Source organism: Bradyrhizobium sp. SPXBL-02 (assembly GCF_051853065.1).
GTDB lineage: Bacteria > Pseudomonadota > Alphaproteobacteria > Rhizobiales > Xanthobacteraceae > Bradyrhizobium.
In genome coordinates this window covers 3,709,863-3,736,837 of record NZ_CP182474.1, presented here as the reverse complement: position 1 = coordinate 3,736,837, position 26,975 = coordinate 3,709,863, and the positions used below count along the sequence as shown (strand labels likewise).

The window sequence follows — 26,975 nt, the reverse complement described above, 5'->3', positions numbered from 1 at the left end:
CAAAACCAAGCCTGTGGCTAAGAGACTTGAACCGGATTGCGTGCCCCTTATAGTCCCCCGCTCCCGCAGCGCAAGTTACGCGAAAGCCTTAAAGTCCCCGCCATGACGATCCGCACCCGCAAGTTCCTCGGCGCCATCCTGCTCCTGGTGCTGGCCACCGTCTGGGCCCTGCTCGGCATGGCGGCGGCGCAGATGCCGTGGATCGCCGAATCCGGCTGGCGGCAGGCGATCTACTATGTGGTGGTCGGCATGGGCTGGGTGCTGCCGGCGATGCCGATCGTGAGCTGGATGCAGCGGCCCGACCGCGTCAAGTCTGGCTCGTAGCGCTCCCGGTCGGCCTCACCGGCGCAAAGGCGACGCCCGAGACCAGCACGCGCAGCATCCGCAGCGAGCGCACGCGCCCGTCCCAGGGGATCCGCGGCAGCGCGCGCAAGTTTGTGCGTCCCTCCGCCTCAACGATGCCCGGGATCGTCGAGGCGGCGCTGGCGAAGCCCGCCTCCTCCGCCATCACGACGTGGCCGCGCCGGAACGAAGCGCGGTCGCCGAACGGAAAGGCGAAATGCCTGATCTCGCGCTGGAAGGCCGATTCCGCCACGGCCTTGCCCATCGTCATCTCGCGCAGCGCGGCTGCGTCCTTCAGGTTGGCCAGGACCGGATAGTTCACCGTTGCGCTGCCGATCGTCACGAGCGGGTCGGCGGCGAGCCTGGCAAGGTCTTCCCAATCCATCGACGCCTCGCGGGAGAGCGCGGCGAGGTCGATCCGGTAGCGCGTGCAGAGATCGGCGATCGCGACCGACAGATCCGCCGGCGGCAGCGAGCGCAACCAGCTCTCCAGATACGAAAACAGCGCCTGTTTCCCCGCCTTGTCGGCGACGGTGAAGCGCTGCTCCTTCTCGCCCATCATCAGGCTGATGCGGCTCTCGCGTGCGATCACCTGCTCCAGCCCGAGCCACCAGGCCTCGCCGACGCCGTCGGGAAAAGCGGTCGGCACATAGACCGTGAATGGCACGGCGTGACGCGCCAGCACAGGATAGGCGAAGGTGATGAGATCCTTGGGCGCGCCATCGAAGGTCAGCGCCACGAAGCGCCGCTTCTCCGGCAGCGTCACCGCGCGCCGGCAGACCTCGTCCATGCCGAGGAAATCGTACTTCCACCGCTTCAGCGCGCGGATGGCGCGATCGAGGAATTGCGGCGTGATCTCGTGCTCGCGCAGCGGCTGAAATCCGCGCCGCCGCGGCCGCACGTGCTGGAAGCGCAGGATGGCGCCGGCACCGCGACTGCGCAGCATGGCCTGGCTGGTGAACCAGGCCAGCTCGAGGCGCAGCCGTTCCAGCCATCTGTCGTCGGAAGCCAAAATCCCACCCTTCGCGCGCGCCGGCGGTCCGTTCCCTCTGCCATTGTCATTACCCTTTGTTGACCTTTGTTTGCAAAGGTCGGCCACAGGCCGAAATACGTATTTTCGATTTCTCGACAGGTTTCGCGAATGACCATGGCTGCGGCGATGCAAAGCCGGACGGCAGAAGCGCCAGCGCGGTCGAAAGCGAGCCGTATTGCGCAGGTCGATATCGTCACCGATCTCGCCGAGGCCGAGCCGGTCTGGCGTGCCTTCGAGGAACACGGCCATCTCTTCACGCCCTACCAGCGCTTCGACCTGCTCAGTCCGTGGCAGCGACTGGTCGGCGCCCACGAAGGTGCGCGGCCGTTCATCGTGATCGCCCGCGACGCCGAGCGCCGGCCGCTGCTGCTGCTGCCGCTCTCGCTGCGCGAGCGCCACGGCATTCGCACCGCCTGCTTCATTGGCGGCAAGCACACGACCTTCAATATGGGCCTGTGGAACGCCGAGTTCGCGGCAGAGGCCGCCGGCGCCGATCTCGATGCACTGCTTGCGCCGCTGGGTGAGCACGTCGACGTGCTCGCGCTGACGCAGCAGCCCGAGCGCTGGCACGACCAGCAGAACCCGTTTGCAGCCCTGCCGCGGCAGCGCGCGATCAACGCCTGTCCGCGGCTGGTGATGGAGCCGGGCGGTCCGCCGGCATCGCGGATCAGCAATTCCCTCCGCCGCCGCCTCAAGAGCAAGGAAAAGAAGCTTCAGTCCCTCGCCGGCTATCGCTATCACCTGGCCACGTCAGACGCAGACATCACCCGCCTGCTCGACTGGTTCTTCCGCGTCAAGCCGGCGCGGATGGCGGAGCAGAAGCTCCCGAACGTCTTTGCCGAACCCGGCGTCGAGCAGTTCGTCCGCAGCGCCTGCCTTGCACCGCGCGGTGAAGGTCATGTCATCGACATCCATGCGCTGGAATGCGACGAGGAAGTGATCGCGATCTTCGCCGGCGTCGCCGACGGGACGCGCTTCTCGATGATGTTCAACACCTACACGATGACCGAGCACGCCCGCTACAGCCCCGGCCTGATCCTGATGCGCTACATCATCGACCGCTACGGCGAGCGCGGCTACCGCTCGCTCGACCTCGGCATCGGTTCGGACGATTACAAGCGGATGTTCTGCAAGGACGACGATGCGATTTTCGACAGCTTCGTCCCCCTGACCTCGCGCGGCAAGCTCGCGGCGATGGCGATGTCCTCGCTCAGCCACGGCAAGCGGCTGGTGAAGCAGAACCAGATGCTGTTCGACATGGCCCGCCGGCTGCGGCAGGCGTTCGGGTAAGATCTCTCCACAAACGTCAATATCGTAGGGTGGGCAAAGCGACTTGTCCGCCGTAGCTCGAAGAGCGAAGGCGGAAGCGTGCCCACGTCTTCCGTTACCGCATTGGACAGGCGGTGGGCACGGCGCAAGGGCGCCCTTGTCCACCCTACGAGTTCTGTCTTCCCTTCTCCCCTTGTGGGAGAAGGTGGCGCGAAGCGCCGGATGAGGGGTTCTCTGGACTCGCCGGATTGTTCGTGAGGATAGAGACCCCTCACCCGGCTTCGCTACGCGAAGCCACCCTCTCCCACAAGGGGAGAGGGTAAGAAGGCCTACGCCGCCACGACGCGCGGCGTCTCGGCGGCATCGGACGGCTGCACCGGCTTGCTCAGCATCGTCACCGCGCTGAAGCCGACGGCTCTCAGCTGCTCGCACATCTGCGTGCGCGCATCCGGGGCCATCGCGGCGTCAGGCACCACGACGGCGCGGGCATGCGCCGTCAACAGCTCGGCCGGAAGGTCGGAGGCGCTGCCGGCGTCGATCAGCACGTGATCGTAGGCCCGCAGCAGCGCGTCGATCGCGAGCGCCACGCGCGGCGATTGCAGCAGGCTGCGGTCGAAGCCGGGACGGCCGGCCATGACCAGATGCAGCCGCGACAGCTTGTCCCGGGTGATGACTTGCGCGAACGAGGCCTCGCCCTGCATCAGCTCGGCAAGGCCCGGCGACTGCGCATCGGCGCAGACTGCGGCAATCGTCGGCGAGGATGCGGCGAGATCGACCACGACGACGCGGGCATCGCGCGCCAGGTTCCGCGCCAGCGTCAGCGTCGACAGCGTGATGGCTTCGCCCGGCGCGGTGCCGAGCACCGTCACCTTCTTGGCCGCGGCGCCCGCGGCACGCAGATCGTCGGCCAGACGTTCGATCTCGGTGAATTCGCCGGTGTCCAAATCGGCCGTCATCTCCGGCTGCAGCGGCGCGGGCTCCGCCAACACCGGATCCAATATTGGTTCGCCGGCCCTGTCGACCGCGGGCTCGATGGCCCGCTGAACGACCAGCCGCTCCTCACGCACCGGCGCCCGCACCGAGCCCAAAGCCGCGCGCGGCGCGGTCTGGCGCAGCAGCTCGCCGGTGACGACGACGCCGGACGAGAGCAGCAGCGTGGCGATCGTCGCGATCAGCACGATCGGCAGCTTCTTCGGATAGGCCGGCGTGTTCGAGACGATGGCGCGCGAGATGATGCGGCCATCGGTCGGCGCGGTGTCGATGGTCTCGCGGGTGTTGGCCTCGCGATACTTGGCAAGATAAGTCTCGAGCAGATCGCGCTGCGCCTTGGCTTCGCGCTCGAGCGCGCGGAGCTGGACGTCCTGGCCGTTGGTGGAGGCCGCCTGCTTCTTGAGCTGCTCGAGGCTCACGGTCAGGCCATCGACCCGGCCGCTGGCGATCCGGGCATCGTTCTCGAGCGAACGCGAGATCTTGGCGGCTTCGTCGCGAATCTGATTGTCGAGGTCGCCGAGCTGCGCCTTCAGCTCCTTGATCCGGGGATGATTGCCGAGCAGCGTCGAGGATTGTTCGGCGAGTTGCGCCCGCAGCGTCACCCTCTGCTCCGACAGCCGGCGCATCAATTCGGAGTTCACGACCTCGGATGCCTCGATCGGCTTGCCGCTCTGGAGCATCTCCTTGATCAGCCGTGCCTTGGATTCCGCATCCGCCTTCATCGAGCGCGCGTTGTTGAGCTGGGTGTTGACCTCGCCCATCTGCTGGTTCGACAGCGTGGTGTTGTTGGTGCCGACGAACAGGCTGGACTTGGAACGGAAGTCCTCGACCCTGGCTTCGGCCTCCGAGACCTTCTTGCGCAAACTCTCGATCTCGCCGGCCAGCCATTGGCTGGCGTTCTTGGCCTGCTCCTGGCGTGCCGCCTGCTGCAGCACGAGATAGCCGTCGGCGATCGAGTTGGCGACGCGCGCGGCAAGCTCGGGATCGGCGGACTGGAATTCGACCACGATCACGCGCGACTTGTCGACGGCGTAGGCCTGAAGGCGTTCATAATAGGAATCGAGCACGCGCTCTTCCGGCGTCATTGCGAAAGGATCGCGGCCGATGCCGATGAGCGCGGCAAGCGACTTCAGCGGCGAGATGCCCTGCAGGACGGGATCGAATTCGGGGCGCTCGGCGAGCTTGTTCTTCTTGATGATCTCGCGCGCGAGATCGCGCGACAGCACCAGCTGCACCTGGCTGGTGACGGCCTCGGCATCGAGCGCCTGCCGCTCCTCGGTGCGGTCGCTGTTCGGACGCAGGAACACGTTCTCGCGGCCGTCGATCAGGATGCGGGTTTCGGACTTGTAGCGCGGCGTGACGAGATTGACGATGGCGAGGGACGCAACGAGCGCCAGCACTGTCGGCACGATGACCCAGCCGCGCTTGCGCGCCAGGGCGGCACCGAGCGCATGCAGGTCGATATCGCCGGATTCGACTTGCCCCGGCTTCGCGCTGACGGACGCAGGCTTCGCTTCGATCTTGGCGTCGATCTTTTCGATGGTGGCTTCGATCTTGGGCGCAGCCTCGCCCTTGGACTTCGCGACGGCCCGCTCGATTACAGCCTTGTCCTTGCCGGCACGCCAGAACGCTAAACGCATCGAACACTCCCGCAGGGCAACGCTGCGACTCTACCTCAACCGGGGCGATTACACTCCATTAAGGTTGCCGCTGGGTTAATCGCGACAGTACGCGCCTGACGCGCGCGCGCCCGTCACCGTTTGTTAACCACGAGGCCCCTTAATCCATCGCGATTATTTCGTGACAATTGTTCGGCAGTCGCCGTCGAGCTGGTTTTGATCATGCCCCCCTCTCCCGACCGGCCGCTTCGCATCCTTCACGCCGTGCGCGCTCCGGTCGGCGGCATCTTCCGTCACATCCTGGACGTCGCCAACGGCCAGGTCGACCGCGGCCATCATGTCGGCATCCTCGCCGACAGCCTCACCGGCGGCGAGCGCGCCGACAAGGCGCTGACCGAGCTCGCGCCGCGCTTGAAGCTCGGCGTGCACCGTATGGCGATCCGCCGCGAACCGTCGCCGGACGACGTCCTGGTATGGCTCCGCATGCGGCGGCTCATCGCCGCACTCAAGCCCGACGTGATGCACGGCCACGGTGCCAAGGCAGGCGCCTTCATCCGCATGCGGCGACGCTCGGACAAGACGATCCGCATCTACACCCCGCACGGCGGCTCGCTGCACTACCCGCTCAACACCTTCAAGGGCGAGTTCTACGCGCGGCTCGAGCGTGCGCTGATGGATTCGACGGACCTGTTCCTGTTCGAGAGTGCCTTTGCGCGCGACACCTATCAGCGCATCGTCGGCACGCCCAAGGGCGTAGTGCATTGCGTCTTCAACGGCGTGACGCCGGAGGAATTCGAGCCGGTCATTACCGGCGAGGATACGACCGACCTCTGCTATGTCGGCGAGTTCAGGCACATCAAAGGCGCCGACCTGCTGGTCGACGCCGTGGCGCGTCTGCACGAGGGCGGCAAGAAGGTCACGCTCACGCTCGGCGGTGACGGCGAGGAGACGGCCGCGCTGAAGGCACAGGTCGAGCGGCTCGGCCTCGGGAGCGCCATCCGCTTCATTGGTCACGTCAAGGCGCGCTACGGCTTCTCCAAGGGGCGGCTGCTCGTCGTCCCCTCGCGCGGCGATTCCATGCCTTACGTGGTGATCGAGGCCGGCGCCGCGGGCATTCCGATGATCGCATCCAAGATCGGCGGCATCCCCGAGATCCTGGGCGCCGACAGTCCGGCGCTGTTCGCGCCCAGCGATCCCGAAGCCATGGCAGAGGCGATCGCCGCAGCACTCGATGATCCGCACACCACCGCGCAACGCGCGGTCTCCTTGCGCGAGCGCATCTCGGCGCATTTCTCGCAGGCCGCGATGGTCGAGGGCGTGCTCGCCGGCTATCGCGACGCATTTGCCAATCATTAACCACCCTTAAGTCCGGCTTTAGAGAATCTTCCGATTTGTCCGATAATCGAAGCGCCAGGGGATGCTTGCCCGGGCGCGCAAGGCCGTGCCGCGGGTTTTGGAATGGACGTGGACGCCCGTGGAACCGCTCAACGCACGCTCGATGTTCGATGCCGCGGCCAGCGCTGCGGCAAAGCCTGCTGACCAGCCCTTCGTGGAGCGCCGTCGCCGGCTCTCGCCTGCGGCGCTCGACGTCGTCAACCAGAAGGTCGCGCGTGCCTATTCGCCGATCGTGATCGCCGGTTTCGTGCGCCTTGCCGATTTCGCGCTGCTGAGCCTCGTCGGTATCGCGGTCTATCTCGGCTATGTCATGCCGCTCGCGGGGGCGTTCAGCTGGGTCTATCCAGCCGAGGTCATCGCCGTCGCCATCGCCGCCGTGGTCTGCTTCCAGGCCGCCGACATCTACCAGGTGCAGCTGTTCCGTGGTCAGCTCCGGCAGATGACGCGGATGATCTCGTCCTGGTCGTTCGTCTTCCTGCTCTTCATCGGCATTTCCTTCTTCGCCAAGTTCGGCAGCGAGGTCTCGCGGCTGTGGTTGGCGGCCTTCTACTTCCTCGGGCTCGCGGCCCTGATGGCCGAGCGTCTGGTGCTGCGCTCGCTGGTCCGCGCCTGGGCGCGAGAGGGCCGGCTCGACCGCCGCACCATCATCGTCGGCTCCGACAGCAACGGCGAGCAGCTGGTCGAGGCGCTGAAGGCGCAGGAAGATTCCGACATCCACGTGCTCGGCGTGTTCGACGACCGCAACGACAGCCGCGCGCTCGACACCTGCGCCGGCGCGCGCAAGCTCGGCAAGGTCGACGACATCGTCGAGTTCGCCCGCCGCACCCGCGTCGATCTCGTGCTGTTCGCGCTGCCGATCTCGGCGGAGACGCGCATCCTGGAGATGCTGAAGAAGCTCTGGGTGCTGCCGGTCGACATCCGCCTCTCCGCGCACACCAACAAGCTGCGCTTCCGGCCCCGCTCTTATTCCTACCTAGGCGAGGTGCCGACGCTCGACGTGTTCGAGGCGCCGATCACCGATTGGGACCTGGTGATGAAATGGCTGTTCGACCGCATCGTCGGCAGCCTCGCGCTGCTCGCCGCCCTGCCGGTGATGGGATTGGTTGCGCTGGCCGTCAAGCTCGACAGCCCCGGCCCGGTGCTGTTCCGCCAGAAGCGCTTCGGCTTCAACAACGAGCGCATCGACGTCTACAAGTTCCGCTCGATGTACCACCATCAGGCCGATCCGACCGCCTCCAAGGTCGTGACCAAGAACGATCCGCGCGTCACCCGCGTCGGTCGCTTCATCCGCAAGACCAGCCTGGACGAGCTGCCGCAGCTCTTCAACGTGGTGTTTTCAGGCAATCTCTCGCTGGTCGGCCCGCGCCCGCATGCGGTGCAGGGCAAGCTCCAGAGCCGCCTATTCGACGAAGCCGTGGACGGCTATTTCGCCCGCCACCGCGTCAAGCCGGGCATCACCGGCTGGGCCCAGATCAACGGCTGGCGCGGCGAGATCGACAACGAAGAGAAGATCCAGAAGCGCGTCGAGTTCGACCTCTATTACATCGAGAACTGGTCGGTGCTGTTCGACCTCGTCATTCTCCTGAAGACGCCGATCTCGCTGCTGACCAAGAACGAGAACGCGTATTGAGTTGAGTTTCTCTGTCATGCCCCGGCTTGACCGGGGCATCCAGTACGCCGCAGCGGCAGCTGTTTTGGGCAATGACCGCCGCGGAGTACTGGATCGCCCGGTCGAGCCGGGCGATGACAGGTGTGTTTGTGGCGTATGAGTTGCGTAAGCGTATGAGCGTGTGATGGCGTATGCGGCGACAGCCGGTGAAATGAACGTAGCTGCGCCCGGCGTGCTGGCGCTGCAGCGCGCGATGGTGTGGCTGGTCGGCGCCTGTGGCGCCATCGTCTTCATCGAGCCGAGCCCCTACGAGATCGCGACGCTGCTCGCCACCGTCACCTTTTTCGCCACCGGGCTGCGGCTGAAGCTCGTGCTGATGCCGCTGGTGCTGCTGCTGGTCCTGCTCAATGTCGGTTACACCATCAGCGCGATTCCGCTGTTCGACAAGTCAGAGGTGGTGAGCTGGATCGCGACCTCCTGGTACATGGCGGTGACGGTGGTGTTCTTCGCGATGGTCGTCTCGGAGGACACGACGGCGCGGCTCGACATGCTGCGCCGAGGCCTCGTGGTCGGCGCGATGATCGCCTCGCTTTTGGCAGTCGCCGGCTACTTCCACCTGATCCCCGGGGGAAACGACCTGCTCACGCTCTACGGCCGCGCGCGCGGCACGTTCAAGGACCCGAACGTGCTCGGCGCCTTCCTGATCCTGCCGGCGCTGTTCGCGCTCCAGAGCGTGGTCTCCGACAAATTGGCCAAGGCCTTCCGCAACGTCATCGCCTTCGGCATCATGTCGCTGGCGATCCTGCTCGCCTTCTCGCGCGCCGCCTGGGGCGGCCTGGTGCTGACCTCCGCCTTCATGCTGGCGCTGATGGTGCTGACCAGCCGCACCAACGCGCAGCGCTCGCGCATCGTCATCATGGCGATCGTCGCCGCGGTGCTCGGCCTCGCGCTGATCGCCGTGCTGCTGTCGCTTGATGCCACCGCGGAGATGTTCAAGCAGCGCGCGAGCTTCGACCAGAGTTATGACGAAGGCCGCTTCGGCCGCTTCGGCCGCCACATCCTCGGCGCGGAGATGGCGCTCGACCTGCCGTTCGGCATCGGCCCGTTGCAATTCCACCGCTACTTCCCCGAAGACACTCACAACTCCTACCTCAACGCCTTCATGTCCGGCGGCTGGCTGTCCGGCGTGTGCTATCCCGCGCTGGTCTTCACCACCGTCATCATGGGCTTCCGCCACGTCTTCATCCCTGTGCCGTGGCAGCGCGCATACCTCGCGGTGTTTTCCGCCTTCCTCGGCACCGTCGGCGAAAGCTTCGTGATCGACACCGACCACTGGCGGCACTTCTGGATGATGCTGGGCGCGGTGTGGGGCATGATCGCCGCCGCGCAGGCCTACAAGACTAGGACTGGCGAGGACGCTTCTTCAGCTTGAGCTCGGGCCGCTTCTCCGGCGGCGTGTCGAGCAGCCCCTTCAGCGCCTCGGTTGCCGTCAGCACACCCTTGTGAGCCTCATTGGCAAAGCGCAGCAGCAAGCGCAGCTCCTCGTCGGAATAGGCGCCAAAGACCTTCTCCATCGCCTGCTGCATCGGCACGTAGAATTGGCTGAGCCTTGCGATCGCCTCGGGCACGACCGCGATGAAAACCTTGCGGCGGTCCTTCTCGTCGCGCTCGCGGCGCACGAGGCCCGCCTTCTCGAGCCGGTCGACCACGCCGGTGATCGCGCCGGTGGTCAGGCCGGTGACCTCCGCGAGCCGGCCCGCGGTGACGCGGCCCTCGAGATACAGGATGTCCATGCATTCGAGGTCGGAATTGGCAATTCCGGCAACGTTGGCGACGGTCTGGCCATAGAGCACGCCTTGCGCCGACGACCTGCGCATCGCCTCTTCGAGCTCCAGCAACAGCGCCGCGCGCGCCTTCGTCCTTGACAAGACCGGCCTCTTATCTTAGCTGATATATATCTTAGTCGCTAAGATATTTAGCGACCGTATTTTCTCCTAGCACCACGCAAACGTCGGGAGCAAGCCATGGCCCACCGTCCCCGCAAGGCGCTGATCATCGGCGCCGGCATCGCCGGACCCGTCGCCGCAATCCTGCTGCGCCGCGCCGGCATCGAATCCGCGATCTACGAGGCGTGGCCCTATTCGAAAGGTATCGGCGGCGGCCTGCAGATCGCGCCGAACGGCATGCATGTCCTGGACGAGATCGGGCTTGCGAAGGAGCTGATCAGTCGCGGCTCGGTCGCGGAAGCCTTCGACTTCTATTCGCAGCGCGGCGAGAAGCTCGGCTCGATCAATCGCGACATGGCGCGGCGCTTCGGCCAGCCGGCCGTCAACATCGCCCGCGCCGCGTTGAACGAGATCCTGATCGACAAGGCTTGGTGCGCCTGCGTCTCGCTCAATTTCGAGAAGCGCCTGATCAAGATCGAGGACCGCGGCGACCAGCCGATCGTCGCCTACTTCGCCGACGGCACCACCGCCGAAGGCGACTTCCTGATCGGCGCCGACGGCGTCCACTCGGTCGTGCGCCGCCAGGTCGTACCGGATGGCCCGCAGCCGTTCGACACCGGCCTGATCGGCTTCGGCGGCTTCGTGCCGCACGCCGTGCTCGACGGCAGATCCATCGGCCAGCACGTCGAAACGACATTCGGCCAAAGCGGCTTCTTCGGCTACGGCTATTGCGGCCCCGATCCGATGGACGGCGTGATGTGGTGGAGCACGCAGCCGGCACACGGCATGGACGCGGCGATGTTCCGCGCGCTTGACCCTGCGACGCTGAAGCAGCATCTGCGCGGCTTCCATCGCGGCTGGCATGATCCGATTCCCGCCATCATCGAAGCGGCCGAGAGCATCGTCGTCACCGACACGCTCGATGTCGCGACCCTGCCGACCTGGTCGCGCAAGCGTTCGCTCTTGATCGGCGATGCCGCGCACGCAACCAGCCCCCATGCCGGCCAGGGGGCCTCGCTCGCGCTGGAGGACGCGATGCGGCTCGCTCGTCTGATGCAGGAGGGCCAGGAGCTCGGCGCCACCTTCCAGGCTTTCGAGGCCGAGCGCCGCCCGCGCACCGAGAAGATCGTTGCCATGGCCCGTCGCAACGGCAACAGCAAGCGCGAGTTCAGCGCCACCGGCGCCTGGGTCCGCAATCAGATGCTGAAATGGCTGCTGCCGCTCGGCGCCAAAGGCATGGACTTCATGTACGCGTATGACGCGCGGGCGGCGTAGGACTCCGCTGCTGTAGGGTGGGCAAAGGCGCACTTGCGCCGTGCCCACCATCTCTCCGCAATCGCAATAGAAGCGGTGGGCACGCTCCGCTTTGCCCACCCTACGATACCGAACTAGCTCTCCACCTTGAACGTCAGCCCCGCGTTGTCCTGCAGCCGCTTGATCAGCTTGTGCTGCATCGCCGCGCCCGGCGTCCAGAAGCCGGCGGGAACGTCCCTCGCATCACGCAGCAGGCAGATCGCGCATTCGGAGATCATCTTGGAGGTCGAGCCGTAGCCGGGATCGCGATCACCGGTGACGCCGGCGCGGACCATGCGGCCGTCGGGGGCGATCGCGACATAGAGCAGGTTGAACAGGCCGTTCTCCCGCTCCTCCTTCGACGGTCCCTCGCCCGGCTTCGGCGCGTTCGGCCCGGTCTTCTCGGCATTGGCCGCCATGACGCGCTTGGCGTTGGCCTCGCCCTTCTCGCCGGCGCCGGTCAGGACCATCTCGTCGTAGACAAAGTCCCGGCCGTAGGGAAAGCCCATCAGCATGTTGGAGCGGTGGACGTTGCGCGTGTTGATCAGCGCCATCATGAACGGCGCGGCCCAGGACTGCAGGTCCTCCTCAAAGACGGCCCTGTTGCCCTTCGGCTGCTTCGGGCCGGTGAAGCCGGGCGTCAGCGCGAAATGGTCGTTGAGGATGGCGACGAGGCTGAGGTCCTTGGCGACGGCATCGAAGGTCGCCTTCGCGCTCGCCGCGGTGCCGCCTGACAGCGTGCCGCGCATGTCGCGCACGCGGCCCTTCACGCGCGGTGCCGGCGCGCCGAACACGCGCTTTGCCTCCTCCTGCACGAAGAAGGTACCGAGCTCGAACGGCACAGAATCATAGCCGCAGGAGAACACGATGCGCGCGCCGCTCGCCTTGGCCGCCGCGTCGTACTTGTCGATCATCTGCCGCATCCACACCGGCTCGCCACAGAGATCGAAATAATCCGCCCCCGCAGCGACGCAGGCAGCTAACAGATCCTCGCCGTAGAACTGGTACGGACCGACCGTCGTGATCACCGACTTGGTCTGCGCCACCATCGCCTTCAGCGACGCCGCGTCCGACGCGTCCGCGACGATCAGCGGCGTGTCGGCCGGCGCGCCGATCGTATCGCGCACCGATTTCAGCTTGTCGAGGCTGCGGCCCGCCATCGCCCATTTGAGCGCCTTGTCGTCCTTGTAATGCGCCGCCAGATATTCGGCGACGAGTTGGCCGGTGAAACCGGTCGCGCCGTAGACGACGATGTCGAATTTCGCAGAGCTCATGATCGGCCTTTACTTCTTCGCATAACTCACGCCCATGCCGGCACGGACGTCGCTTTGAATGCCATAGGGCGGGATCGGATAGCGCAGGCCGTTCTTCGCCAGCGCCTTCATGCCTTCAATTGCCTTGGCGAGATGCGAGGGCTTCAGCGCCATCAGCATCTCCTCGTCCGGCACGCCGCCATAGCGCCGTTCGGCATAGCATGGCAAGGACAGGCTGGGCTCCCCGGTCTTGAGCGCCCGCCCCCAGGAATCCGCACAGGCGGTCTCGCCGACCACACCCCATTCGAACTTCTTGTAGCCGGTATATTGCAGCCCGTTGATCAGGATGATCATCTGCCCGGGCGTTGCATAGACGAGGCAGATGTCGGGCGGATCGAGCCGGCCGCTCGCCAGCGGACTGACGACGAGCGCCTGATAGTGTCCGAACGGAACCACGTCCAGCGCCTCCTGGCGCTTGCGCGCGTCTTCCGCGGTGCCGTGCCAGACCCCGACATAGTTTTCGCCGGCGAGCCATTTCTCGTCCTGGGGGCTGAGACCGATCACCGCGCGGCATTGCGCGCCTACGAGATCGTCGGCGGTGATACCGACGGTCCAGCCCAGGCGCGCGGCCATGCTGACGATCTGGTCGGTGGTGTGAATTGCGTTCGGGCGGCGGATCTTCGGAATCGCCTCCATCTCCGCGACGCTCGCGAACAGCTTCATGCCGATCACATTCGTCTTCAGCCGCAAGAGGCTGTTGAGATCGGCGACGAGGCCGGCGAGATCGATCCTGTCCGCACTCTGCTGTTGCATGGCTTCCTCCGCGCCGGCGATCGCGCGCCGTGGCCTCGTTCTAGTCCTTGCCCGGTCCCGGAAGCAACTCGCCGGTCCTGCCCATCAGGCGGTAGGCCACGAGACCAATCCACTCGCGGATGGCGACTTCCGTTCGGCCGAGCCCGTCCGCGCCCATATTGGTGAAGGAGAACAGATCGTCGCGTCCTCCCATCCGCCAGTCCACCGGATAGGCCTCGACGTCAAATCCGGCCTTGCGGAAGATTCCCATCGAGCGCGGCATGTGGAAGGCCGACGTCACCAGGAGCCAGCGCTCGCCGGGCTTTGGCGCGACCAATTGCTTGGTGAAGATCGCATTCTCCCAGGTGTTGCGGGAGTGACGTTCGAGGATCAGGCGGTCCTTCGCAATGCCGAGATTCTCCAGGATCGGCGCGGAATAGTCGGCCTCCCTGGCCTCGGTCGACATCAGGTTCGCGGTGCCTCCGGTGAAGACGATGCGCGCATGGGGATAGCGGCGCGCAAGCTCGGCCGGCGCAAACAGGCGATCGGCCCCGCGCGCGACGACCGGCGTGCGATGCGCCGCCGATAGATCGGTGTCGACCGAGCCGCCGAGCACGATAATGCCGTCGGGCGCGCCGCGCGCGGCGTCCCAGGGCGGGAAGCGCGACTCCAGCGGATAGAGCAGGAGATTGCCGAGCGGCGAGAACGCCGCGAGCGCCAGCAGTACCAGCGTCGTTATCGCAAGCCTGCGGCCAAATGCGGCAAAGCGTGTCCCCATCAACACCACAGCCACAATTCCGAGCTCGACCAGGAGATTGATCGGCAGCAGCGCGGTGCCCAAGGTCTTGGAAAGAACGAAAAACAGGGGAGCCTCGCTGAAAATCACCTGGTCTGAATGACCGGCCTGAATTGACCTGGCCGGTCTGTGCGGGGCTTGACCGGCCCCGCCATCTTCAGAAATCTTCTTGAAAGAGGATCGATCGCCGGGTCAAGCCCGCGCTGATGAAACCGAGCGGACGCGGCACATGACCCATCATCACCTGCATTCCAACCCCCAAACCTGCCATTGGGGCTTCTTCGAAGCCGCACTCAAGCCGGTCCTCACCGTGGCCAGCGGCGACGAGGTGACGGTCGACACCATCAGCGGCGGGCCTGATGTGCTGCCTGATCGGGACAAGTTTCACATTCCGCCCGAAATGCACGAGGTTCATGCCACAAGCGAGCGCATGCTGCCGGGCCACATCCTCACCGGTCCGATCGCGGTCGAAGGGGCCGAGCCCGGCGACGTGCTTGCGGTCGAGATCCTCGACGTGCAGCTCCGGCAGGATTGGGGCTGGAACTTGATCAAGCCGCTGTCCGGCACCCTGCCCGACGATTTTCACGAGACGCGGATCCTGAACATCCCGCTCGACCGGACGCGGATGGTCGGCCGCATGCCGTGGGGCCTCGACCTGCCGCTGAAGCCGTTCTTCGGCGTGATGGGCGTGTCGCCGCCGCCGGCCTGGGGCCGCATCTCATCACTGATCCCGCGCGCCATGGGCGGCAATCTCGACAACAAGGAGCTGGGCGCCGGTGCGACGCTGTACCTGCCGGTATTCGTGCCGGGGGCGATGTTCTCCTGCGGCGACGGCCATGGCGTGCAGGGCGACGGCGAGGTCTGCGTCACCGCGATCGAGACCGCGCTTAAGGGCCGCTTCCGCCTGACGCTGCGCAAGGACCTGAAGCTCGAGTACCCGCGCGCCGAGACACCGACGCACTACATGACCATGGCGATGGACCCCGATCTCGACCAATGCGTGGTGCGCGCGCTGCGCGACATGATCGCGCTGCTCGGCGAGACGCGAAATCTGTCACGCGAGGACGCCTACACGCTGTGCAGCCTGGCCGCCGATCTCCGGGTGACCCAGACCGTCAACGGCGCCAAAGGCATCCATTGCATGATCGAAAAGGCGATCGTGCACGGCTGAGCCGGGCCGCCCTTCCCCGACCGCTTGACGCCCCCGCCGCCCGGTCTGCCGCGCGGCGCGCTAAGTCGTGGGTAATTTCCCGTGCGATTCCAACATGCTGAGCGTCACGCACAGGCCGCATTTGACTTCCACCCCTGAACCTAAATAGAGTCTTAATCGTTACTTTTATGTACCTGAGTATGAGGTTAGCGTTCGGGCCATGGCCACCGAAAAAGCCGAGACTGACCGCATTCCCGTAACCCTGGCGCTCTCGACCATCGCGTATCTGGAGAAGCTGGTGAGACAGGGCACCCACGGCACCAGCGTTCCCGGCGTCGCACGGACATTGATCGAGGAAGGCATCCGTCTCGCCATCAAGGACGGTCTTCTGTCGATCCGCGACAATGGCAGGACGTGAGCGCGCTTGGGGCGTGAGGCGGACGGATCTCGAGAAGCGGATGGCCGACATCTGCAACCTGGGATCGTCTACAAATGCCTGTTCTCTCACCCACCTGGACCGACGAACGAATTGAACTCCTGAAGCAGCACTTCGAGGCCGGCCTCTCCTGCCGCGAGATCGCCGCCGACATCGGCGTCAGCCGCAACGCGGTGATCGGCAAATTGTCGCGGCTGAATCTGACGCGCGGCCGGACGGTCGACGACCGCAAGGTTCAGGACAGAGGCCAGGCGCCGGCGCGGCTGCGCAAGGCCGTGCCGCGGCTCCAATACGAGATGCTCGCCACGATCTATGGCGAGACCGATGCGCCGGTACTCGCAGGCCCGATCGACGAGGCCAACCGCTGCTCGCTGCTGGAGCTGTCCGAGAATCGCTGCCGCTGGCCTATCTCGACGCCGGGCGCAGACGATTTCTGCTTCTGCGGCAACGCGGCGCCGGACGGCCAGCCCTATTGCGCCGGCCACAGCCGCCTCGCCTACCGGCCGCCTGTGCGCGGGCGCGCGATACGCGGCTGACGTTGCGCGCATCTCGACAACAAAAAACCTCCGGCGGGGCATCGCCGGAGGTTTCTGGAGGCTTAGCATGAAGCTAAGAGCCGCAACTTTCGTATCTGGCTGAGAGCTATATAGCTTAGTAGCTCAAGTAAGTAAATAAATTTGAGGCGATCGAATCGCATGGCTCGCCTTCGTGTTCCGCAACGCCATTCGATTTTTCAGAAGACCAAATGCCCATAAAAAACCCCGGCGGTTTCCCGCCGGGGTTCTCCGATCGATTTGCGCGATCGATGATCAGAAGTTGCGCTGAGCGCGCAGCATCATGCTGACCGAGTTCTGGTCCTTCAGCTCGTACACGGCCGCCGGCTTCGCAGCCGAGGCAATGCCCGGGCTCGCGATGGACCCAGAGTACTTCTGGTCCAGACGCGACCAGCTCAAGTCGGCCGTGAACGCCAGGTTCTTGACGGGGGTCCACACGGTGTTGACACCGATCACCGCGAAGTTGAAGTCCGGATTACAGGTCGCCCCGGCCACGGCGATGGCAGCGAAGTTGGTGCAGATCAGGCCTTTGCCCGTCGTGCCGTACCTCAGCTGGGCGTAACCACCGTACACTGCGCTCGCCCAGTTCGGGCTCCAGTTGTGGGTGTAGCCACCACGGACGCCCCAGGTCTTGACGGTATCGATGCCGGTAGCCGTTCCGAACACGCCGTCAGCCAGACCGGCGAACCCGGTGCTCTGATACGCGCCATTGCTGCTGCCGCTGAACATGAAGAAGCTCTGCGGGAACAGGCTCTGGAAGTTGTAGCGCGTCGCACCGTCCGTGTAGACCGCCTGCAGGTTGATGACGTCACCCGCGCCGGTCGGGATGTTCTTGATCGACAAAGCGCCCTGCACGGCCCAGCCCCACTTGTCGGAGGGATGACCGGAGACTTCAGTCGCGCCGTAATAGGCTGCATGCAGCTCATGCGCGGCAACCGACAGCTGAGCCATGCCCCAGGCCTGATCGACACGAACCTGACCGATGATTTCGGGCGAACGCGTGCCGCCCCAGGCGCTGGCGCCGTAGACGCCGGTCACGAACTGAGCAGCCGTGCCCGAGGACACGTTCCAGAGGTTCGACTGACCATTGTTCGCCGAGGTCTCGTCCTGCAGCGCAAACGAAGCAGTGATGCCCTGGCCGAAGTCAGCCGTGTAGGCAACCTGGTTCACGCCGTTGACGTGGTTGGAGCCGCCCGGAATGGTATCGGGGCCGCCAGCCGGATAGCTCTGCCAAGGAGCGTCGAAGATCGAGACCGTGCGGCCGAAGGTGAAGCCCGCGAACTGAATGAACGCATGGTAGAGGCCGAGCGAAGCCGAACTGGCCGAGAACGCCGAGGGATTGCTGCCGGTGACGTTCGTAGAGTCGTAGCTGAAGACCGCGTCGGCGTAGGTGCGAACGACGCCGTATTCGGTCGCCGTGCGCGTGTCGACGTTGAAGTCGAAACGAGCGCGGCTGAAATAGTAGTTGGTCAGACGGTTGTTGGACCCGCCGTTGACAGTGCTCGAGCTGTTCCTGAAGCCATAGTCGCCGCCGCCGCCGAGAAGCATGTCAGCGCGGACGTAACCACCCAGCTTGATGCAGGTGTCGGTGCCCGGGATGTAGTAGAAACCTGCGCCGTACAGCGAGCAGATCTTCACGTATTCGACCGCCTTGGCCTTGACCGGAAGATCAGCCGCCTGAGCTCCACCGACGGCGATCAGGGTCGCCGCAGTGCCGAGCAAAAGGCTCTTCACCATTTTCATTTAAAACCTCCAAGTTGCTCATTTGACGGAGACCGGACCATGCGGCCCCCCAGATCCCCGTCTCTTCATCAAATCCGCTCGGCCGCTTCGCGTTTTCGGACGTACCCGCATTCGCGAGGGACGTGAGCGAACCACCTGCAACGGGACGATCGAGAACCCCCCACCGTCACGGATCAATATGCCCGCACAGTTCCGTTAATCAAAATAGTTTATTAGATCAGCTTTGTGGTTTCACTAACCCTGTGTCTGCGGCGCAACACCGGTGCTGAGCGAAAAAGACTGACTGGGTCATATTTGTAGTTTTCGTGACACGATTACCCTGCTCTGCACTTGCATCAGAGCAGAGTTGCGTGGACTATGCCCACCCCATATGAGCCGTGGGAAAGAGAATCAGCTTGCGGGAGTGACGCTGTGTCCGCGACGAGGAAGGAAGGCGCGCGCCTGCGCACCATCGGCAACCTGGATATCATCAGGCGCTTCACCTGGGAGATATCGTCGATCAACATGTATCTTGAGGAGCTGCGTCAGTTCTGGGCGAGGACGCTCGGCATCAGCGGGCCGCAATGGCTGATCCTGATGGCGATTTCCGACCTCGACAAGGACGACGGCATTCCGGTCAACGTCGTGTCCAAGCTCCTTCACGTCGATCCCTCCTTCGTCACCACCCAGTCCAAGCTGCTGGAAAAGAAGGGCCTGCTGCGCCGCCGCCCCTCGCCGACCGACGCGCGCGTGGTCCGGCTCTCCCTGACCGAGAAGACGCAGAAGCACCTGGCGAGCCTCAACGAGCAGTACAAGACCATCAAGGAATTCGTCTTCCAGGAGTTCGACGAGGCCGAGCTCACCGAATTCACCACCAAGCTCGCGACGTTGAAGACCCGCCTGGAAAAGGCCTGCGTCCGCCTCACCCTGGACTTCTGACGGTCGCGCCGCCGCTAGATTCGCAGGCCGCCGCCGAGCCGCGATTCCAGCCAGTCGAAGATGAATTCGTTGGCAAGACTCGGATTGTCGGCATGGGCCTGCGCCGCGCCGGTCTCCGCCGCGGTGAACACTTTCAGCATCACATCCGAGCTGCCGAGCCGGGAGTCCCGGACGAGCTGACGCGCCCGGTCCGCCTTGAGCCAGCCGTCCTCGCCGAGCGTGATCAGCACCGGACAGTCGGCGCTGGAGGCCATCAGCGGCGCATGCGGCACCGGGACGATGCTGACGTCGCTCATCGCGAATCGGCTGGCGAAGAAGGCCCGCTCGTGCAGGTCCCACAGGCCGCCGTCGCAGACGGCGGCGGCAAGCCGCGGCTCCTGCAGCACCGCACGTGCGACGAAGGACGAGCCCCAGCCATCGGCGATGATCCCGACGCGGGCGAAGTCGACGTCCTGCCGAGTTTCCAGATAGTCCATGACGCCGGGAATCGCGCTCTCGAGATCCTGGCGCCGCAGCAGCGCATCGAGAAAATCGTCGCGCTGGTCGCCGAACAGGTCGAGCGCCAGCATCGAGAAGCCGCGCTCGCGCGCATGCGGCACGAGCTTGAACAGAAATTCTTCCTTGCGGTGGCCGGGCTCACCGATGCAGATCACGGTCGGAGCCGGCTCCTTCCCCGATGACGCAGGAAGGAAATAGCCCTGCAGCGAATGCCCGTCGAGCCAGGGTATCGTCACCACCTCGCCGGCGGGGCTGCGCGCGGCGAGATAGCGGCGCGCGCATTCCTGCATCGCCAGCACCGCGACCCAGCGGCGCTCATCGGAGGGGTCGAGCGGCATCGCCGCGGCACCATAATAGTTCATCGCGCGCAGCCAATTGCGCTGCGCGCTGGCCAGGTGTCCTTCCGCGAACGCGGTCTCCGCGCGCTGCCGATTGGTCTGCGCCAGCTTCTTCCACTCGCGATACCATGAATGGTCGTCGGCGCCTTTCAGCCGCCGCGCGATCATCAGGCATTCCGCGATCGTGGCGCCGCCTTCTTGGGCTGCGGTGAGGAGCCGCGTGAACTCAGCCGAGATGTCCTCTCGTTCCGGGCAAAGGGTCCAGTCTTCGGAGAGGCATGCGGGGATCATCGGGAGCTACGTTCTATGTCGCCTTACACAGAACTGACTAAACCATTTCAGATCGCCGACCAAGCCGCCGCGCGCGCCATTACAGGCATTTGAGATCAACATCGCTTGAACATCGTCATGATGCATGCGTGACCTCCCCCACAGCTCATCGAGTGGGGCGAACGTTGGCAGGAGCTGGCACACAAAATTGTTCGAGCCTCTCTTGCCATGACGATCATCATACCCATATTGGCGCGCCCCCAAGGGCGGCCTCAACCAAGCCGCCAGCCGACCTCCTGCGTCAAACTTTCGTAGAAGGCGCGGTTGTAAGCCTGCTCCGGCGTGGCGCGCACGCGCTCGTCGAGGCGCTTGGCATCCTCGCCGACGAGGATGCGCCACCGCTCCGCCTTGACGCCGTCGAGAATGATCGTCGCCGCCTGCGCGGCCGTGGTCGGCGCGTCCTCCAGGAAGCTGCGGGCGCGCTCGGCGAACGCCGCCTGGATGTTCTCGTCCGACATCTTGTCGGTATCCGGCACGCCGGCCGCAGCCATGCGCTTGCGGGTCAGCGCCACCTCGTCGGCATTGAGCTTCTCCGAACCGTCGCCGCTCTGCACCTTGCGCGAATTGGAGACGATCGACGTGCCGATGTGGCCAGGCATCACTACCGAGCATTTGACGTGCGGGGCATGCAGGCGAAGATCGTTGATCAGCGCTTCGGTAAATCCCTTCACCGCGAACTTGGCTGCGCTGTAGGCGGTGTGCGCCTGGTTCATGCCGATCGAGGCCCAGAAGCCGTTGACGCTCGCGGTGTTGACGATGTGGGCCTCGTCCGCGGCGACCAGCATCGGCAGGAACGTGCGCACCCCGAGATAGACGCCGCCCCAGCAGATGTTGAAGGTGCGCTCCCATTGCTCGCGGGTGTTGGTGAACAGGCTGCCGCCGCCGCCGATGCCGGCATTGTTGAACAACAGATGGATCCTGTCCGTCTTCTGCTGCTCGGCGAGCTCGTCGCGAAAGCGCTTCAGGTGATCCTCGATCGCGACGTCGGCGACGTGCGTCGTGACGCGCAGGCCCTGCGGCAGCTTCTCGACTTCGCAGAGCCGCTTGGTCTCGGCCATGGCCGCTTCCGAGACGTCGCACATCGCGACGTTGCAGCCTTCGGCGACGAGCTGCCGCGCGAGCTCGCGCCCCATTCCCGTGCCGCCGCCGGTGATGACTGCGATCTTTCCAGCAAAATCCTTCATGGGACTTCGGTCCCTCCCCTTGTCGGTGTGTTTCTTGGTCACGGCGCCGCTGACCGCGGCGCGCGCAAAACTGTAGCAGCGCGACATCCACGGGTAAAAGCGTGCGCTGCCATCCTCGCCTTCGGTTATTTCGGCAGGCGGACTACGGGCGACGCTGTGCGGGCCTTGTGAAGTGGCTCATAGGCAACGCGGCCCGGACAATCGATCATTCCCGGGTATTTTCCTGCAGGTTCCCCGTATTTGTCCGGCTTCGGGTTAATAGCATTTTTTTTACAATCCGAATCGTCAAATGGGGGTGGACGCTGGGTTGAGTCGACTGGGCCAGCGTGTTGTTTGCGTGTCACAGGCTCTGGCACTCCGCTTGCATCCTCTTCGTGGTCAGAAACAACCGACGAGGTGATAGGAATGTTCGTGACCGTCGTTGCCGTGCTTTGCCGGCTTGGCGCAGCCAGCTCAGGCAGTTGCGTCGAGGAAATCGTGACCGACAGCAACATGACGCCCGAGATTTCGCTGATGCAGTGCGCGATCGGCGCACAAGCGCCTCTTGCGAAGTGGATGGGCGAGCATCCGATCTATCACTCGAACTGGCGCCTCGAGCGCTACAAATGCGTGCCGGGTCACTATGAGATCAAGGGCCACGCCTAAGGCCCCGCAAAACTACTGGTGCCAAAGACCACGGATACCAGGACGACTGAGCCAAGAGGAAACGCCCCGGGGGCCGCTTATCCCTCCGTGCGGACAGTGCCAGCGCCAGACCGATCGCGGCAGGCGCTCTGTGACAATGATCACGCCCTCCTTCTAAGCCACCTCACGCACGATGATCGCACGCGCCCGCCGCCCTTCCGGGGTCGGCATCAGCGCGAAGTTGTGCGGTTGCTCGCGCAGGAGATGCAGCTCGACCGGCACGCCCACCGCCCTCGCCCTCGCGGCAAGATCGACGCTGTCGGGATACAGAAGATCGCGCGTGCCCGAAAAGATCGTCATCGGCGCCAGCGCGCGGAAGGAGCCGTTGAGCGGGCTGACGAAGGGATGGCCGACATCGAGCTCGCCGGCATAAAGACGTGCCGCCTCGACGATGCCCGGAATGTCCTGGATCGGATCGAGCGCCGCGATCGCAACCTGCTCCGGACGGCTGATAGAGGCATCGGCCGCAGGCGAGATCAGCAGCATCCGGCTCGGCTGCCGATGACCGCGATCGCGCAGCCATTGGCAGGCGGCGAGGGCAAGGCCAGCGCCCGCCGAATTGCCGACGACCGTCACCTTCGCCTCGCCCGCGTCTTCCAGCAGCATGCGCAGCAGCTCGGCCGTCGCCGGCACGACGTCCTTGGCGGTCGCCCGCGGCGCCAGCGGATAGATCGGCACGACGCAGCAGACGCGCGCCTTGCGCGTCATCTCGCCGACGAAGCGCCAATGCGCCGGCACGATCTCGTTGATGTAGCCGCCGCCATGCAGGAACATGACGTGGTTGCAGCCCTCGTGGCCTGACGCCGGCGCGGTGTAATAGACCGGCCAGCCGCCCATCTTGGTCAGGGTCACCTCGACGCCGCCGCCAAGTCCCGTCGGCTCGAACGAGGCCGGATCCAATGCGAGCTTCTGCACGTGTGCCTGCACGACCTCGGCTGATGCCAGCTGCTTCTTGAACGGCAGCAGCCGCAGCAGCAGGTTGAAGGCCCGGCTTTGCAGGCTTGGTGCTGGATCGCGCGGCGCCCGCGCGCCGAATACGCAGCCGCCCGGACAGAATTGAAGGGCCGATACAAGTCTCGCAACGCTCATCGCCACATCCCCATCCGGCTGTTTCGACCCGGCGACAAAGAGGCTTGCCGACCCGCCGCCACTTGCCGATATAATGCGAGCATTCGCTCGCTTTTCCTACTCGCATTCAGATCACAAGACCGTGGCCCGCAAACCGCCCACAAAACCCCGGAAAAACGCCTCGCAGGAGCGATCCCGCGCCACCGTCGACGCGCTGGTCGAGGCAACTGCTCGCATTCTGGTCAAGGAAGGCTTCGAGAAGGCCAGCACCAACCGCATCGCCGAGATCGCCGGGGTCAGCGTCGGCTCGCTCTATCAATATTTTCCAAGCAAGGAAGCCCTCGTCGCCGCCGTGATCGACCGCCACAACGATGCGATCATGACGGTCGTGCGCGCCGCCTTCGCGGAGGTCGCCGACCTGCCGATCGAGAAGGCCGTGCGCCGCCTCGTCACGGTCGCGATCGAGGCCCATCACATCGATCCGAACCTGCACCGCGTCCTCGCCGAGCAGATCCCCCGCTCCGGCCACCTCGCGGAGGTCGAAGCCTACAGCCACGAGATCCACGCCCTCGTGCGCACCTATCTCGAACGCCACCGCAAGGAGATGCGCAAGATCGATCCCGCGCTCGCAGCGTTCATGTGCGTGAGCACGATCGAAGCCATCGCGCACAACACGGTGCTGAACGGCGCCGAGATGCTGTCGGAGAAGATGGTGAAGGTGCTGGTGGACGAGACGACCCGGATGGTGGTGGGGTATTTGAGGTAGGTGGGCGCCGAGCCAGGGCACTTGCAATCTAGCTACGCACGACGCTTCTAGCTTCGCACCTGGCCTGATGAAGATCGCTCTCCCTGCCTCCGAAGCTGATCGTATCGCGCGCCCCACCTCCGCCCGGACGCGACCACCTCGTTGATTTAAATATTTAAATATATTTAATTCCGGAAAATAAATGCCTTATTATTTGAGGTTGGAGAGCGGGACCGCGGTCAATCTCAGTCAGGTGCTCCGCGGTGTCGGTATGCCATCACCGTTCTGCGCTTGTTAGGAACGCGACCTCGGGAGCTTGCATTGTCGGCTTGATCTTCAATCGTTCATGAGGTCGACAATGCATCTTCTCATCAGAATGGCGGCGATTGCGACATTCCCTGCTTGGATCGGATTGAACGCGAACGGCGCTGCGGCACAGGATTTCAAGGACCGATGGTCCATCATTCCGAGCGCGCAGGCAGAGCCGGCGCCTGCTGGAGTCGAACAGACGAAGAAGGATCAGATTGAGGCGCCACCTCCAACCGCACAAGAGCCATCGGCTGATCGCTCGGGCATGCGATCGTTCAATCGAGTCTTTTCGGGAAAGGCCTCCTATTATTCGTATTCCAAAGGCAAGACAGCGAGCGGTTCGTCATTCAATCGGAATCACCTCACGGCAGCGCATCGCAGCCTGCCATTCGGCACCAAGGTCCGCGTGACCCATGGAGAAAGCAGCGTCATCGTCACCATCAATGACAGAGGCCCGTTCATTCGTGGCCGCGTCCTCGATCTCTCGCTCGCTGCCGCGCGCAGCTTGGGGATTACGAATCGCGGCGTAGCTCAGATTCGTGCCGAGGTGTTGTAGCGGATGACATTTGAAGGGCGGTGACATTAAATAACCCGACGCGCTCGTGGATATAACCCTTCCAGTACTCGCCGCCTTCATCGGCGTCAGCGCGATAAAGGCGGTCGCGCACAATACCGTGCTGGCGTGATGGCCACGGAGATTGATGCGGACGCTGGTGGACGAGACGACGCGGGTATTTGAGGTAGGTGGCCCTTACAGATAGAACGATGTGGTGACTGGAAAACATTCCGGCGAGGCTTGCGCGACCGATTGCCGGAGGTCCCCATCATTCCGAGGGCACGATCTGCTCCAAAGGTCAAAAATGATAGTTCACGCCGACTCGGGCGACGTGGAAATCCGCCCGGCCGAAATTTGCGGTGTATCTGGACAGGTTCGGACCGATGCCCGTTGCGAGTGCGTTGACTGCCACCGACGATTTGCCGAGGTCAACGTAGAGATATTCGGCCTTGAAGCTCCAACGAGGCGCAAAGCGCCATTCGCCGCCTCCACCGACCGTCCAGCCAGTCTGAATGCGGGAATCGGTCCCCGTGAAGCAAGTCGATCCGATCGTACAGTTGAATGAAGTGCCGGCGACGGAGATATCGAAAGCGCCACCCGGTCCGTTCGCGATGTAGTCGTCAAATGTCGCTACTCGACCAAAAGCAAAGCCGCCGGTGCCATACAAAAGAACGCTGGGCGTGACCAGCGCCCCCAGACGCCCACGAATGCTCCCCCACCAGTCAATCTTTTGCTCAGCCGAGATGGTCTGTGCGAAAGCTGGGGGTAGAAGCGGCGTTGTTTCACGACCGCCGCCGCGCAAGCTGGATGCGCTCAAGTCACCTTCTACGCCGACCAGCCATTTGCCATCGAGTTGCCAATTGTAGCCCGCTTGCAGCCCTCCCGTTACACCACTCATCGAAAAATCGTGAGGGCTGGGAGCAACCTGCCCCGCAAACGGAGGCAAAAGCGGGACTCCAGGATTGAAGATGAAAGCGGAGGCCGCGTCACTCGTGAAATTCACCGACCGGTCTGCCCATGCGCCGCCAACGTTGCCGCCAGCGTAAAATCCCGTCCAGCTTGGGTTGGAGTCAGCCGGGCGCGCCTTCGTCAAAAGTGCAGGGCTTTGGTCAGCAGCTTCCGCCCCCGACGCGACGCTCGCCAAGACTGCTATAGCAGCCAGTCCTCTTCTCACGGGACGCCCCCTCCGCGATTCCAAAGTGCCCGAAATTCATAAATCATGTTGACGCTGGACGCTGTGACGCGAGGGCAACACCTGCGGGACGTTGCAAAATCAACCGCAAACGGCCGGCCCGCGGTAAACCGACGGCCGGAAAGGAATTCGATTCTTGAAGAATTTGGTCGGAGCGAGAGGATTTGAACCTCCGACCCCTAGTCTCCCAGACTAGTGCGCTAACCGGGCTGCGCCACGCTCCGAATGTCGTTCCATTAGCTAGGATCGCCGCTTTGCGCAAGGCGAGGCCGCAGCATTTTGGTGTATCCGCCCAAGCGGGCCGGAACTGCCCCGGAAAGCCGGCCGGCCCGCCCCTAGCCGTCCTTGAGGGCCTGGTCCAGCATGTCCCTGCAGGCGACGAGGTCGCCGAGCACCCGCTCCAGCCGCTCCCGGTCGAGCGCGCTGGGGCCGGCGGGCGCGGCGGCGGCACCGCCCTTGCGGAAGGTGGTGAGAATCTCCTCGTCGTCGATCTCGGTGAAGCGGAAGTCGATGCCTTCCTCCTCATCGCCCTGATAGTCGTCATCGTCGGTGTCGGTGACGCCCTTGATGGGCGCCTCCTCGTCCTCGGGCTCCATCAGGCTCGCGCCGATGGCGTCCTCGATGGCGCCGAACGAGACCGCGGCCGCGCTGTCGGCGAGGCCCTGCACCGATTTGACGCCGTGCTCTTTGAGGATCCGCTGCACCCCGCGGATGGTGTAGCCCTCGCCGTAGAGCAGCCGGCGGATGCCCTTGAGCAGGTCGACGTCGTCGGGGCGGTAATAGCGGCGGCCGCCGCTGCGCTTCATCGGCTTGATCTGGGAGAAGCGGGTCTCCCAGAACCGCAGCACGTGCTGCGGAATGTCGAGTTCCTGCGCTACTTCGCTGATGGTTCGGAACGCATCCGGCGCCTTATCCAAATGCCAGTCCTTTCCG

General features: G+C 64.5%; 25 protein-coding genes and 1 tRNA gene. 13 read left to right on the top strand and 13 right to left on the bottom strand.

All coding sequences use genetic code 11. From position 1 onward, the window contains the following. Window positions 1-102 precede the first annotated feature (102 nt). Window positions 103-324, top strand: coding sequence for a DUF2842 domain-containing protein (locus tag ACNJYD_RS17350; RefSeq protein ID WP_018320088.1), 222 nt, complete (start codon window positions 103-105; stop codon window positions 322-324). Here the strand turns inward: ACNJYD_RS17350 and ACNJYD_RS17345 are convergent. Continuing rightward, a complete protein-coding gene (locus tag ACNJYD_RS17345) occupies window positions 308-1,354 on the bottom strand; it encodes a polysaccharide deacetylase family protein (protein WP_212255151.1) in 1,047 nt (348 codons plus the stop codon). The two genes, ACNJYD_RS17350 and ACNJYD_RS17345, sit on opposite strands and share 17 nt — an antisense overlap. 129 nt (window positions 1,355-1,483) lie before the next feature. On the opposite strand from ACNJYD_RS17345, the gene ACNJYD_RS17340 reads away from it, so the two are divergent. Next, a complete protein-coding gene (locus ACNJYD_RS17340) occupies window positions 1,484-2,665 on the top strand; it encodes a GNAT family N-acetyltransferase (protein ID WP_212255150.1) in 1,182 nt (393 codons plus the stop codon). A 308-nt stretch (window positions 2,666-2,973) separates the two neighbouring features. Here ACNJYD_RS17340 and ACNJYD_RS17335 read toward each other — a convergent pair whose 3' ends face one another. After that, window positions 2,974-5,274 carry a GumC family protein gene (locus ACNJYD_RS17335; RefSeq protein ID WP_439367128.1) on the bottom strand — a complete coding sequence of 767 codons (2,301 nt, stop codon included), beginning with the start codon at window positions 5,272-5,274 and terminating at the stop codon, window positions 2,974-2,976. Between the two features lie 201 nt (window positions 5,275-5,475). Here ACNJYD_RS17335 and ACNJYD_RS17330 point away from each other — a divergent pair, with 201 nt between their 5' ends. From ACNJYD_RS17330 to ACNJYD_RS17320, 3 genes are all read left to right on the top strand, one after another. Next, window positions 5,476-6,609, top strand: coding sequence for a glycosyltransferase family 4 protein (locus ACNJYD_RS17330; protein WP_439367126.1), 1,134 nt, complete (start codon window positions 5,476-5,478; stop codon window positions 6,607-6,609). Between the two features lie 118 nt (window positions 6,610-6,727). Next, window positions 6,728-8,278: an undecaprenyl-phosphate glucose phosphotransferase gene (locus ACNJYD_RS17325; RefSeq protein WP_439367124.1), complete on the top strand. Its 1,551-nt coding sequence runs from the start codon at window positions 6,728-6,730 to the stop codon at window positions 8,276-8,278. Between the two features lie 163 nt (window positions 8,279-8,441). Next, entirely contained in the window at window positions 8,442-9,689 is a 1,248-nt protein-coding gene (locus ACNJYD_RS17320; protein ID WP_439367122.1) for an O-antigen ligase family protein, read from the top strand. On the opposite strand, the gene ACNJYD_RS17315 is transcribed toward ACNJYD_RS17320, so the two are convergent. Then, entirely contained in the window at window positions 9,658-10,134 is a 477-nt protein-coding gene (locus ACNJYD_RS17315) for a MarR family winged helix-turn-helix transcriptional regulator (protein ID WP_439367485.1), read from the bottom strand. The two genes, ACNJYD_RS17320 and ACNJYD_RS17315, sit on opposite strands and share 32 nt — an antisense overlap. 147 nt (window positions 10,135-10,281) lie before the next feature. On the opposite strand from ACNJYD_RS17315, the gene ACNJYD_RS17310 reads away from it, so the two are divergent. Further along, window positions 10,282-11,478 carry an FAD-dependent monooxygenase gene (locus ACNJYD_RS17310; protein WP_439367120.1) on the top strand — a complete coding sequence of 399 codons (1,197 nt, stop codon included), beginning with the start codon at window positions 10,282-10,284 and terminating at the stop codon, window positions 11,476-11,478. Between the two features lie 113 nt (window positions 11,479-11,591). Here ACNJYD_RS17310 and ACNJYD_RS17305 read toward each other — a convergent pair whose 3' ends face one another. The 3 genes from ACNJYD_RS17305 to ACNJYD_RS17295 are packed head-to-tail and all read right to left on the bottom strand — an operon-like array spanning window position 11,592 to window position 14,370. Further along, window positions 11,592-12,770 carry a saccharopine dehydrogenase family protein gene (locus ACNJYD_RS17305; protein WP_439367118.1) on the bottom strand — a complete coding sequence of 393 codons (1,179 nt, stop codon included), beginning with the start codon at window positions 12,768-12,770 and terminating at the stop codon, window positions 11,592-11,594. A 9-nt stretch (window positions 12,771-12,779) separates the two neighbouring features. Further along, window positions 12,780-13,562 (bottom strand): DUF169 domain-containing protein, encoded by a 783-nt coding sequence (locus tag ACNJYD_RS17300; RefSeq protein ID WP_172783477.1) that lies wholly within the window; start codon window positions 13,560-13,562, stop codon window positions 12,780-12,782. Between the two features lie 40 nt (window positions 13,563-13,602). Next, window positions 13,603-14,370 (bottom strand): YdcF family protein, encoded by a 768-nt coding sequence (locus ACNJYD_RS17295; protein WP_439367484.1) that lies wholly within the window; start codon window positions 14,368-14,370, stop codon window positions 13,603-13,605. A gap of 196 nt (window positions 14,371-14,566) precedes the next feature. On the opposite strand from ACNJYD_RS17295, the gene ACNJYD_RS17290 reads away from it, so the two are divergent. From ACNJYD_RS17290 to ACNJYD_RS17280, 3 genes are all read left to right on the top strand, one after another. Next, the gene (locus tag ACNJYD_RS17290) at window positions 14,567-15,508 is read left to right on the top strand and encodes an acetamidase/formamidase family protein (RefSeq protein ID WP_439367116.1); all 942 of its coding nucleotides are present in this window, start codon (window positions 14,567-14,569) and stop codon (window positions 15,506-15,508) included. Between the two features lie 199 nt (window positions 15,509-15,707). Next, window positions 15,708-15,905, top strand: a complete 198-nt coding sequence (locus ACNJYD_RS17285; RefSeq protein WP_024341172.1) for a hypothetical protein — start codon at window positions 15,708-15,710, stop codon at window positions 15,903-15,905. A 74-nt stretch (window positions 15,906-15,979) separates the two neighbouring features. Continuing rightward, complete coding sequence (locus ACNJYD_RS17280; protein WP_271498798.1) at window positions 15,980-16,459, top strand: GcrA family cell cycle regulator; 480 nt, start codon at window positions 15,980-15,982, stop codon at window positions 16,457-16,459. Window positions 16,460-16,732: 273 nt separating this feature from the next. On the opposite strand, the gene ACNJYD_RS17275 is transcribed toward ACNJYD_RS17280, so the two are convergent. After that, window positions 16,733-18,220 carry a porin gene (locus tag ACNJYD_RS17275; RefSeq protein WP_439367114.1) on the bottom strand — a complete coding sequence of 496 codons (1,488 nt, stop codon included), beginning with the start codon at window positions 18,218-18,220 and terminating at the stop codon, window positions 16,733-16,735. A gap of 411 nt (window positions 18,221-18,631) precedes the next feature. On the opposite strand from ACNJYD_RS17275, the gene ACNJYD_RS17270 reads away from it, so the two are divergent. Beyond that, the gene (locus ACNJYD_RS17270; protein ID WP_035712871.1) at window positions 18,632-19,138 is read left to right on the top strand and encodes a MarR family winged helix-turn-helix transcriptional regulator; all 507 of its coding nucleotides are present in this window, start codon (window positions 18,632-18,634) and stop codon (window positions 19,136-19,138) included. Window positions 19,139-19,152: 14 nt separating this feature from the next. Here the strand turns inward: ACNJYD_RS17270 and ACNJYD_RS17265 are convergent, their stop codons facing one another. Next, window positions 19,153-20,265, bottom strand: a complete 1,113-nt coding sequence (locus ACNJYD_RS17265; RefSeq protein ID WP_439367111.1) for an alpha/beta hydrolase family protein — start codon at window positions 20,263-20,265, stop codon at window positions 19,153-19,155. Between the two features lie 251 nt (window positions 20,266-20,516). Further along, window positions 20,517-21,488, bottom strand: coding sequence for an SDR family oxidoreductase (locus ACNJYD_RS17260; protein WP_439367109.1), 972 nt, complete (start codon window positions 21,486-21,488; stop codon window positions 20,517-20,519). 405 nt (window positions 21,489-21,893) lie between these two features. Here ACNJYD_RS17260 and ACNJYD_RS17255 point away from each other — a divergent pair, with 405 nt between their 5' ends. Then, window positions 21,894-22,133 (top strand): hypothetical protein, encoded by a 240-nt coding sequence (locus ACNJYD_RS17255; protein WP_439367107.1) that lies wholly within the window; start codon window positions 21,894-21,896, stop codon window positions 22,131-22,133. A gap of 153 nt (window positions 22,134-22,286) precedes the next feature. On the opposite strand, the gene ACNJYD_RS17250 is transcribed toward ACNJYD_RS17255, so the two are convergent. Next, window positions 22,287-23,261, bottom strand: coding sequence for an alpha/beta fold hydrolase (locus tag ACNJYD_RS17250; RefSeq protein WP_439367105.1), 975 nt, complete (start codon window positions 23,259-23,261; stop codon window positions 22,287-22,289). A 121-nt stretch (window positions 23,262-23,382) separates the two neighbouring features. On the opposite strand from ACNJYD_RS17250, the gene ACNJYD_RS17245 reads away from it, so the two are divergent. Both ACNJYD_RS17245 and ACNJYD_RS17240 read left to right on the top strand, forming a co-directional pair. Then, window positions 23,383-24,006 (top strand): TetR/AcrR family transcriptional regulator, encoded by a 624-nt coding sequence (locus ACNJYD_RS17245; RefSeq protein ID WP_349628387.1) that lies wholly within the window; start codon window positions 23,383-23,385, stop codon window positions 24,004-24,006. 337 nt (window positions 24,007-24,343) lie between these two features. Then, window positions 24,344-24,850 (top strand): septal ring lytic transglycosylase RlpA family protein, encoded by a 507-nt coding sequence (locus tag ACNJYD_RS17240; protein ID WP_439367103.1) that lies wholly within the window; start codon window positions 24,344-24,346, stop codon window positions 24,848-24,850. A 298-nt stretch (window positions 24,851-25,148) separates the two neighbouring features. Here ACNJYD_RS17240 and ACNJYD_RS17235 read toward each other — a convergent pair whose 3' ends face one another. The 3 genes from ACNJYD_RS17235 to ACNJYD_RS17225 all read right to left on the bottom strand — a co-directional run bounded on the left by ACNJYD_RS17235 (window position 25,149) and on the right by ACNJYD_RS17225 (window position 26,959). Further along, window positions 25,149-26,024: an outer membrane protein gene (locus ACNJYD_RS17235; protein WP_257187438.1), complete on the bottom strand. Its 876-nt coding sequence runs from the start codon at window positions 26,022-26,024 to the stop codon at window positions 25,149-25,151. Window positions 26,025-26,188: 164 nt separating this feature from the next. Next, window positions 26,189-26,266 (bottom strand) — tRNA-Pro (locus ACNJYD_RS17230). 111 nt (window positions 26,267-26,377) lie between these two features. Beyond that, window positions 26,378-26,959, bottom strand: a complete 582-nt coding sequence (locus ACNJYD_RS17225) for a MerR family transcriptional regulator (RefSeq protein WP_172783467.1) — start codon at window positions 26,957-26,959, stop codon at window positions 26,378-26,380. Window positions 26,960-26,975: the final 16 nt, after the last annotated feature.